The 9428-nt window shown below is 64.2% G+C and carries 7 protein-coding genes; all 7 read left to right on the top strand.

The window, feature by feature from the left end:
- The first annotated feature begins 581 nt into the window (after nt 1–581).
- The 7 genes from PMI38_RS24450 (at nt 582) to tssH (ending at nt 9403) form a co-directional block, all read left to right on the top strand.
- Nucleotides 582–1331: a hypothetical protein gene (locus tag PMI38_RS24450; protein WP_008100187.1), complete on the top strand. Its 750-nt coding sequence runs from the start codon at nt 582–584 to the stop codon at nt 1329–1331.
- A gap of 63 nt (nt 1332–1394) precedes the next feature.
- Complete coding sequence (gene tssB, locus PMI38_RS24445; RefSeq protein WP_008100185.1) at nt 1395–1928, top strand: type VI secretion system contractile sheath small subunit; 534 nt, start codon at nt 1395–1397, stop codon at nt 1926–1928.
- Between the two features lie 14 nt (nt 1929–1942).
- Nucleotides 1943–3445 (top strand): type VI secretion system contractile sheath large subunit, encoded by a 1503-nt coding sequence (tssC, locus tag PMI38_RS24440; protein WP_008100183.1) that lies wholly within the window; start codon nt 1943–1945, stop codon nt 3443–3445.
- A gap of 27 nt (nt 3446–3472) precedes the next feature.
- Nucleotides 3473–3955, top strand: a complete 483-nt coding sequence (gene tssE, locus PMI38_RS24435; protein WP_008100179.1) for a type VI secretion system baseplate subunit TssE — start codon at nt 3473–3475, stop codon at nt 3953–3955.
- Entirely contained in the window at nt 3955–5775 is a 1821-nt protein-coding gene (gene tssF / locus PMI38_RS24430) for a type VI secretion system baseplate subunit TssF (RefSeq protein WP_008100177.1), read from the top strand. Before tssE ends, tssF begins: the two co-directional genes overlap by 1 nt.
- A complete protein-coding gene (gene tssG / locus PMI38_RS24425; RefSeq protein WP_008100174.1) occupies nt 5739–6809 on the top strand; it encodes a type VI secretion system baseplate subunit TssG in 1071 nt (356 codons plus the stop codon). Before tssF ends, tssG begins: the two co-directional genes overlap by 37 nt.
- Nucleotides 6806–9403, top strand: a complete 2598-nt coding sequence (gene tssH / locus PMI38_RS24420; RefSeq protein ID WP_008100172.1) for a type VI secretion system ATPase TssH — start codon at nt 6806–6808, stop codon at nt 9401–9403. The genes tssG and tssH overlap by 4 nt, the downstream gene beginning before the upstream one ends.
- Nucleotides 9404–9428 lie beyond the last annotated feature (25 nt).

Below are 9428 nucleotides of genomic sequence, written 5' to 3'. Positions count from 1 at the left end.
CCGGCTTCGCCGGTGTTCGCGGGACAAGCCCGCTCCCACAGGAATCGCATCAACTTTTAGAAGTTGAGCAAGACCGTTGCTCCCACAGGTATCTCGCAGTATTCAAAATCGGCGCTGTACATGTGGGAGCCGGCTTGCCGGCGATAGGGCCGTGACTGACACAGCCAATCCCCAGAACCTGCGCACTCAGCGCGCCCTATTCCGTCGCATTGCCATCATTGGATGGCCTATTGCCAAGCCCCAACCGAAGTTTCCCAAGCCACTCAAAATGCGACCCGCATCACCTTTTCAAAAATAATTTCTCAGCAATTTCGTCGGTCATTTCTCCCGCCAAAAACCCAGACTCTACGGGGCTTACCCCCTGATTTTCGCGCGCTCAACCCGCAGCCGATAGCAATGCGACACCATTGCGCCCGTTCACAAAACAGGGAAAAAATCGGCGACTTCGCTGGAACTTCTCCGACTGCGAACTGCCCTACACGGCATTGCTGGCAACACGCTATTCATGTGCCAGCACCCAGTTTCAGGTCCGCGCCAACGGCGTTACGGGACGAACACAAAGCTTCATGGACGATTTACCGATGACACAGACGTTTGACGTCGAAGCACTGATCAAGCTGCGTGGCCAGACGCGGGCTATTTCCGATGCGCTCAAGGCGCAGGCGTCGGATTACCTCGCCACCGTGGCCCCGCTGATCCGTCCGCAAACGTTGTTCGGCGAATACCTGCAGGGCGCGCAGCGCAGCAGCGGGCGCGAAACCCAGGGCCACTTCCAGTCGCTCATCGAACTCTACGAGCGCATCGGCTGCGCCGCGCCCTTCCAGCTGGTCAGCGCGCTGGACGTGCCGCTCAACCTCATCAGCACCACCCCCGAACTGTTTCCGCTCGAATACGACAAGGTCCTGGCCCAGAACGGCCAGGTCATCCGCATCACCAGCCCGGTGCGCTGGGTGGTCGGCTTCCAGGGCTTCGAGCTTTCGCGCTTTCGCGCCGTCATCAACGACCCCAATCGCAGCAGCGCCGAGCTGTACCGCTTCGTGGTGCACTACCTGGTGCTGTTCTACTGCCTGAGCAAGTCGCCGGGCCTTGGCCGGCTGTTCGAAGGCCTGCGCTTCGGCCTGAGCTTCGAGCGCCTCAAAGGCCTGGGTGACCTGCCGTTCTGCGTCATCAGTGCGCCGGTGCGTTCGGAACTGCCCGACGATTCGGTCATCCGCAGCAGCACGCAGATTGCCGGCAACACCAGCTTCGAAGAGCTGGTGGGCCGCGACAACATCCTGGAAATGAACGACGAAATCCGTCAGCGCCTGCTGCTGACGATCGAAGGACTGTAACGCGCGTGCCCGTTACCGGGCCGCGCCAAGATTCGCAGCGAATTGCTCGCATTGGAGATCACGATGGCGAAGAAGGAAAGCACCCAGCACAAACTCGACCGCGTTCGCGCGCCACGGGTCCACATCACCTATGACGTGGACATCGGCGATGCGCTGGAGAAAAAGGAACTGCCCTTCGTCGTCGGCGTGCTGGGTGATTTCTCCGGCAACCCGCTGGAGCCCTTGCCCAAGCTCAAGGATCGCAAGTTCGTCTACATCGACCGCGACAATTTCAACGGCGTGCTCAAGGGCATCAAGCCGCGCTTGACCTACCGCGTCGACAACACCCTGGCCAAGAACGGCACCCAGCTGGGCGTCGAGCTGAACTTCAACAGCCTGGAAGACTTCGAGCCGCAGAACGTGGTCAAGCAGGTCGAACCGCTGCGCAAGCTGCTGGAAGTACGCAACAAGCTGGCCGACCTGCGCAACAAGATGGGCGGCAACGACAAGCTCGAAGAGCTGCTGATGGACGTGCTGCAGAACACCGAGAAGCTGAAAACCCTGGGCAAGGAATTCGGTCGCGAGGCCGCCGTCCCCGCCACCGACGGCAACGAGTAAGCAGGAGCCAGACGATGACCGACAAACAAGCACTCCCTCAGCAGGACACCGACCTGGTCGAAGTGGAAAACTTCGCCCCGCAGGCCTCGCTGCTCGACAGCATCATCTCGCAAAGCCGCGTGGCCCGCTCCGACACCGAGCGCAGCCGCACCCGCGACCTGATCGGCGAACTGGTCAATCAGGTGCTCGAAGGCGAAATGACCCCGAGCAAGGACCTGATCGCCGTGCTCGACGCGCGCATCGCCGAGATCGACTCGATGCTCTCCGAGCAGATGAACGAGATCATGCACGCCCGTGAATTCCAGCAGCTGGAAGCCTCCTGGCGCGGCCTGAAGTACCAGGTCGACCAGACCGAAACCAGCTCCACGCTGAAGATCCACCTGCTCAACGCCTCCAAGAAAGACCTGGTGCGCGACCTCAAGGCCGCCAGCGAATTCGACCAGAGCGCGCTGTTCAAGAAAGTCTACGAAGAAGAGTACGGCACCTTCGGTGGCGCGCCGTTCGGCATGCTGATCGGCGACTACGAGTTCAACCGCAACCCCGAAGACATGTACCTGCTCGAAGAGATCTCGCACGTGGCCGCCGCAGCCCACGCGCCGTTCATTTCGGCAGCCTCGCCCGAACTGTTCGGCTGGGACTCGTTCACCGACATGTCCGGCCCGCGTGACCTGGCGAAGATCTTCGACACCGTCGAGTACGCCAAGTGGAAGTCGTTCCGCGCCTCGGAAGACTCGCGCTATGTCGGCCTCACCCTGCCCCACGTGCTCGGCCGCCTGCCCTATGGCCCCGATACCACGCCGGTGGAAGAATTCAACTTCGTCGAAAGCGTCGACGGCCGCGACCACAACAAGTACCTGTGGATGAACGCCGCCTACGCCCTGGGCACCCGCGTCACCGACGCCTTCTCGCGCTACGGCTGGTGCGTGGCGATCCGCGGCGTGGAAGGCGGTGGCCTGGTCGAAGGCCTGCCGACCCACACCTTCAACACCGACGACGGCGAAATCGCCCTCAAGTGCCCGACTGAAATCGCCATCACCGACCGCCGTGAAAAAGAGCTGTCGGACCTGGGCTTCATCCCCCTGGTGCACTGCAAGGGCACCGACTACGCCGCCTTCTTCGGCACCCAGTCGACGCAGAAGCAGAAGCAGTACAACACCGACATCGCCAACGCCAACGCACGCCTGTCGGCGCAGCTGCAGTACATCTTCGCCACCTCGCGCATCGCCCACTACATGAAGGCGATCATGCGCGACAAGATCGGCAGCTTCGCCTCGCGCATGGACGTCGAGCGCTTCCTCAACCAGTGGCTGGCCAGCTACGTGCTGCTCGACGACACCGCAAGCCAGGAGGCCAAGGCCAAGTTCCCGCTGCGCGAAGCCCGCGCCGAAGTGTTCGAAGTGCCGGGCAAGCCGGGCGTGTACAAGGCGGTGACCTACCTGCGGCCGCACTACCAGCTCGACGAACTGACCGCCTCGCTGCGCCTGGTCGCCGAACTGCCACAAGGCGCCCGCGGCTGACCGGCCCCGTGTGTACAGGGATGACACATGAGTAACCAGGCCCGCCTGCTGCCCTCGCTGCTTGACCGACTGCTGGACGACCGTCCGTACCAGTCGGCGGAGCCTGCCGTGCAGCGCACCTGCTCGCTGGCCGAGTACAAGGCCAGCATCGTGCGCGACCTGGAGGTGCTGGTGAATACCCGCCAGTCCCTGGTCGCCGATGAGCTCGACGGCTTCAGCCAGCTCGGTGGTTCCATCCTTGAATACGGCATGCCCGACTTCATCAGCCGCAGCGTGCTCGACCCGCAGGATCGCCGGCTCATCCAGCAACAGCTGGAGCGGGCGATCAGCACCGGCGACCGGCGCTTTCGCCGGGTACGCGTACAGCTGCTGGCCCAGCAGAACGGCCACCGCATGTTGACCTTCCGGGTAGACGCCGTGCTGCGTCTGCAGGACATCAGCCGCCAGGTGTCGTTTGACGCCGTGCTGCAGGTCAACACCCAGGAATACAAAGTGCAGAACCTCAACTGATGCTCGACGAACTGCTGCCCTACTACGAAAAGGAACTGTCGCACCTGCGCTTCCTCGGCCAGGAGTTTGCTGCGCAGTACCCGAAAATCGCTTCGCGGTTGCTGATCGAGGGCGACAACTGCGAGGACCCGCACACCGAGCGCCTGATCGAGGCGTTCTCGTTCCTGTCGGCGCGGGTGCATAAAAAGCTCGACGACGAGTTCCCGGAAATCGTCGAGTCGTTCCTTGAGGTGCTGTACCCGCATTACCTGCGCCCTACCCCGTCGATGTCGATCGCCGAGCTGAGCCTGGGCAAGCACGAGAAAGTCACCGAAGCCTACCGCGTGGCCCGGCACACCGAGATGCATGCCAACGCCGTCGAGGGTGTGGTGTGCAAGTTCCGCACCTGCTACCCCGTCGAGCTGTGGCCCATCGCGGTGCAGCAGGCGTCGTTCGCCGAAATGGAACGCTCGGCCTTCAACGGCCACAGCGCCGACCTGGTGGCGCGTCTGCGCATTCGCCTGGACGCCACCGGCGACGCCCTGTTCGGCCAGATGCAGATCGACCGCCTGCGCTTCTTCCTCGACGGCGAAGCGACGCTGATGCTGCAGCTCTACGAACTGCTGTTCAACAACCTGGCCAAGGCCACCTTGAGCTTCCAGGACGACGGCCGCCAGCGCGAAGTCGCCCTGCCGCGCGATGCCTTGAAAGCCGTGGGCTATGCCCGCGACGAAGGCCTGGTGGACTACTCCGAGCGCTCGTTCCTCGGCTACCGCCTGCTGCACGAGTACTTCACCTTCCCTGACAAGTTCATGTTCTTCGACCTCACAGGTTTCGCCCGCATCCTGCAGGGCAAGGCCGTCAAGCAGGTGGAGATCAACTTCTACTTCAACGATTACGACCTCAGCGAGCGCCTGGCGCGGCTGACCCAGAACATCGGGCGCAACAACTTCAAGCTCAACTGCACGCCGATCATCAACCTGTTCCGCCAGCAGGCCGAGCCGATCAAGCTCACCCATACCCAGCACGAGTACCCGGTCATCCCGGGCATTCGCCTGCACAACGCGGCGGAAGTGGTGTCGATCGACCGTGTGCGGCGCGTGCGCAAGCTCGGCGGCATCGACCAGGTCGGCACCTGCCTGCCGTTCTTCGAACCGCGCGGCGAGCAAGACCCGCACAACAGCTTCTGGATCGCCCGTCGGCGCAACCAGGGTGACGCCACCGCCATGAGCATCCGCGTGGTCGACCGCGACCTGGAGCTGATCGACGGCAGCAGCGACACCCTGAGCATCAGCCTTACCTGCAGCAACCGCGATATCCCCTTGATGCTGCCGTTCGGTGGCGAGCGTGGCGATTTCAACATCCCGGCCAACTCGGTGATCAAGGACATCCGCTGCCTGCGCAAGCCCACCGCCACGGTGCGCGTGCCGCTGGGCAAGGGCCTGATCTGGCGGTTGATCGCGCACCTGTCGCTCAACCACCTGTCGCTGGTCAGCCAGGGCCGCGAAGTGCTGCTCGAACTGCTGTCGCTGTACAACTACCGCAACGTGTCGGCCATCCGTAAACAGATCAACGGCATCAAGGCCATCAGCAGCGAGCCGGTGGTCGCCCGTATCGGCCATCCGCGACCGAACTTCGTACGCGGCGTGGGCATCACCCTGACCTTCGACGAAAGCCAGTTCACCGGCAGCGGCGTGTTCCTGTTCGGCATGGTGCTGGACCACTTCTTCGGGCAGTACTGCTCGATGAACAGCTTCACCCAATTGTCACTGCGCTCCCAACAACGAGAAAAGAGAGTCGTCCAATGGCCAGCACGTACTGGCGATCAGCCCCTGGTCTGATCGATCAGGCCAGAGCCGAGCCGCACCGATTCGAATTCTTTCAATTGGTGCGCCTGCTCCGCCTGCACTACAGCCGCACCGGGCGCATTGACCTGGCAACCCGGCCGCACGAAGACCCGCTGCGTTTTCGCACCCAGCTGTCGCTGGCGTTTCCGGCCAGCGAAGTCAGCGACCTGCACTTCGAGCGCGAAGGCAAGGTGTCGCCGGCCGGGCTGCCGCTGTCGGAAGTGCAGGTGACCTTCATGGGGCTGGTCGGGCCGTCGGGCGTGCTGCCGCGCCCGTATACCGAGCTGCTGCTGGAGCGCCACGTGCAGTACCGCGACGATGCCGCCCATGCGTTTCTCGACATCTTCTCGCACCGCATGACCACGCTGTTCTACGAAGCCTGGCAGAAGTACAAATTCCATATCGAGCACGAGCGCAACGGCACCTCGCGCTTCGATGGCTACCTGCTCAACCTGGTGGGCCTGGGCCCGCGCGCCCAGGCGCTGAAGTTCGAACAGCCCGCGCCGCCGCTGCGCCGCGAGCTGTTCAGCTACTTTGCCGGCCTGCTCAGCCAGAAGCCGCGCAACGCGCTGAACCTCGAACGCATGCTCGGCTTCTATTTCGGCCTGCCGATCCAGGTCAAGCAGTTCGCTGGCCGCTGGCTCAACCTGCAGCCCGAACAGTGCACTCAGCTCGGGCGCAAGAATGCTCAGCTCGGCCACAGCGCCGTGGCCGGCAACCGGGTGTGGGACTACCAGTCGTGCATTCGTATCGAACTGGGCCCGTTGGCGCTGGCCGATTACCAGCGCTTCCAGCCGGGCACCGAGGACTACCGCAAGCTGGTCGAGCTGGTGCGCTTCTATATAGGTGCAGAGCTGGACTTCGAAATCGCCCCTCGCCTCAAGCGCGAAGCGGTGCCGCGTGCCCAGCTGGGCCGCAGCGGCAACGTCGCCCTGGGCTGGCTGGGCTGGCTCAAACGCCCTGGCCGTGACGCAGAACCTTCGCGTTGCGCCGTCTTCCACATTCCTTACGATGGGGTCGCCTTGTGAACCTGAAGTCTCTGTTCGCCAAGCTCAACGAAACCAGCCGCACGGCCACTGAAAGCGCGGCGGCCCTGTGCCTGTCGGAGCACCACTACGATGTCGAGGTGGAGCACCTGCTGCTGCAGCTGCTGGACAACAGCGACAGCGACCTGGCGCCGATCCTGCGCCACTACGACGTGGTCGCCGAGCGTCTGCAGGCGCAACTGATCACCGCCCTGGGCACCTTCAAGAAAGGCAATACCCGCACGCCAGCGCTGTCACCGCACATCACCCGCATGATCGAGCAGGCCTGGCTGCTGGCCTCGATCGAGTACGGCGTCGGTCAGGTACGCAGCGCGCACCTGCTGCAAGCCCTGCTCGACGATGCCGAGCTGCGCCGCGTGGTGATCGCTTCGGCCGCGGAGCTGGAGAAGATCAACGCCGACGACCTGCGCCTGAACCTCACCGCCCTGGTCGAAGGCAGCGCCGAATCCAGGCTCGCCAGCCCGCTGGCCAGTCCGGCGGCAGCGCCGGCAGCGGCCGGCAAGCTCGGCGGCAAGACGCCAGCCCTGGACCAGTACACCATCAACCTCACCCAGAGCGCGCGCGACGGCCGCATCGACCCGGTGCTGGGCCGTGAGTTCGAGGTGCGGCAGATGGTCGACATCCTCACCCGTCGCCGCCAGAACAACCCGATCCTCACCGGCGAAGCCGGGGTTGGCAAAACCGCCGTGGTCGAAGGCCTGGCCCTGCGCATCGCCCAGGGCGACGTCCCGGCGGTGCTCAAGGATGTGGCCCTGCACACCCTGGACCTGGGCCTGCTGCAAGCCGGCGCCGGGGTAAAGGGCGAGTTCGAGAGCCGCCTCAAGGCCGTGATCGAAGAGGTCAAGCGCAGCCTTCACCCGATCATCCTGTTCATCGACGAAGCCCATACCTTGATCGGCTCCGGCGGCCAGGCCGGGCAAAACGATGCCGCCAACCTGCTCAAGCCAGCCCTCGCCCGTGGCGAGCTGCGCACCATCGCCGCCACCACCTGGGCCGAGTACAAGAAGTACTTCGAAAAAGACGCCGCCCTCGCCCGCCGCTTCCAGGTGGTCAAGGTCGAGGAGCCCGACGAAGACAAGGCCATCCACATGCTGCGCGGCCTGCTGGGCAAGATGCGCGAACACCACAAGGTGGCGGTGATGGACGAAGCCCTGGTGCAGGCCGTGCGCCTGTCCAACCGCTACATCACCGGCCGCCAGCTGCCCGACAAGGCCGTCAGCGTGCTCGACACCGCTTGCGCACGCATCGCCCTGGCCCAGTCGTCGCAGCCCGGCGCGCTGGAAGACTGCCGCCGGCACATCGACAACCTGCAGGCGGAAATCGCCGTGCTCGACCACGAAGCCGGCAAAGGCCACGACCATCACCGCCGCCTGGGCGAGCTGCAGGCCGCCCTGCAGGCCGAGCAGCAGCAGGAACAGCGGCTGAACGAGCAGTGGCAGCAGGAACTGGCGCTGGTCAAACAGCTCAAGGCCCTGGACGCCGCCAACGACGCCGATGCCGCGCAGCTCAACGCCCTGCGCGCCGAGCTTGGCCGTGTGCAAGGCGACCAGCCGCTGGTGCACGCCCTGGTCGACGCCGGCGCCATCGCCCAGGTCATCAGCGGCTGGACCGGCATTCCACTGGGCAAGATGCTGCGTGACGAGATCGACACCGTGCAGCGCCTGCCGGCCCTGCTCGGCGAGCGCGTGCTGGGCCAGGACCATGCCCTGCACGAGATCGGCAAGCGCATCAAGATTTCCCGCGCCCGCATGGAAGACCCGAACAAGCCCATCGGCGTATTCCTGCTGCTCGGCCCCAGCGGCGTCGGCAAGACCGAAACCGCGCTGGCCCTGGCTGACACCCTGTACGGCGGCGAGCGCAACCTGATCACCATCAACATGTCCGAGTACCAGGAAGCCCACACCGTCTCCAGCCTCAAGGGCTCCCCACCCGGCTACGTCGGCTACGGCGAAGGTGGCGTGCTGACCGAAGCGGTGCGCCGTAAACCGTACAGCGTGGTGCTGCTCGACGAGGTGGAAAAGGCCCACCCCGACGTGCTCGAACTGTTCTTCCAGGTGTTCGACAAGGGTGTGCTCGACGACGGCGAAGGCCGCGAGATCAACTTCCGCAACACGGTGATCATCCTCACCTCCAACACCGGCACCGACCGCATCATGCAGACCTGCCTGAACGCCGAGACGCCGCCCACCCCCGAGGCCATCGTCGAAGGCCTGCGCGATGAGCTGAACCGGGTGTTCAAGCCGGCCTTCCTCGGCCGCCTGAGCATCGTGCCGTTCTACCCGGTGCAGGACCAGGTGCTCGAACGCATCGTCAGCCTGAAGCTTGCGCGCATTCGCAAACGTTTCGCCCGCAACCACCAGGCCGAGCTCTGCTACGACGAGGCCCTGGTCAAGGCCATCGCCGCGCGGTGCACCGAAGTCGACAGCGGCGCGCGCAACATCGACAACATCCTGTCGCGCACCCTGATGCCCGAACTTGCCCAGCACGTGCTCGAGCGCATGGCCCAGGACGCGCCGATCGAGCGCTTGACGATCGAACTGGGCAGCGATGGCGATTTCGCCTATCGCCTGGCCTGAACACGTTTCCGGAGATTAAGCCGCC

This window comes from Pseudomonas sp. GM84, from assembly GCF_000282535.1.
Lineage (GTDB): Bacteria > Pseudomonadota > Gammaproteobacteria > Pseudomonadales > Pseudomonadaceae > Aquipseudomonas.
Note: the sequence above shows the minus strand (reverse complement) of the source record. Positions and strands in the feature narration are given on the sequence as shown.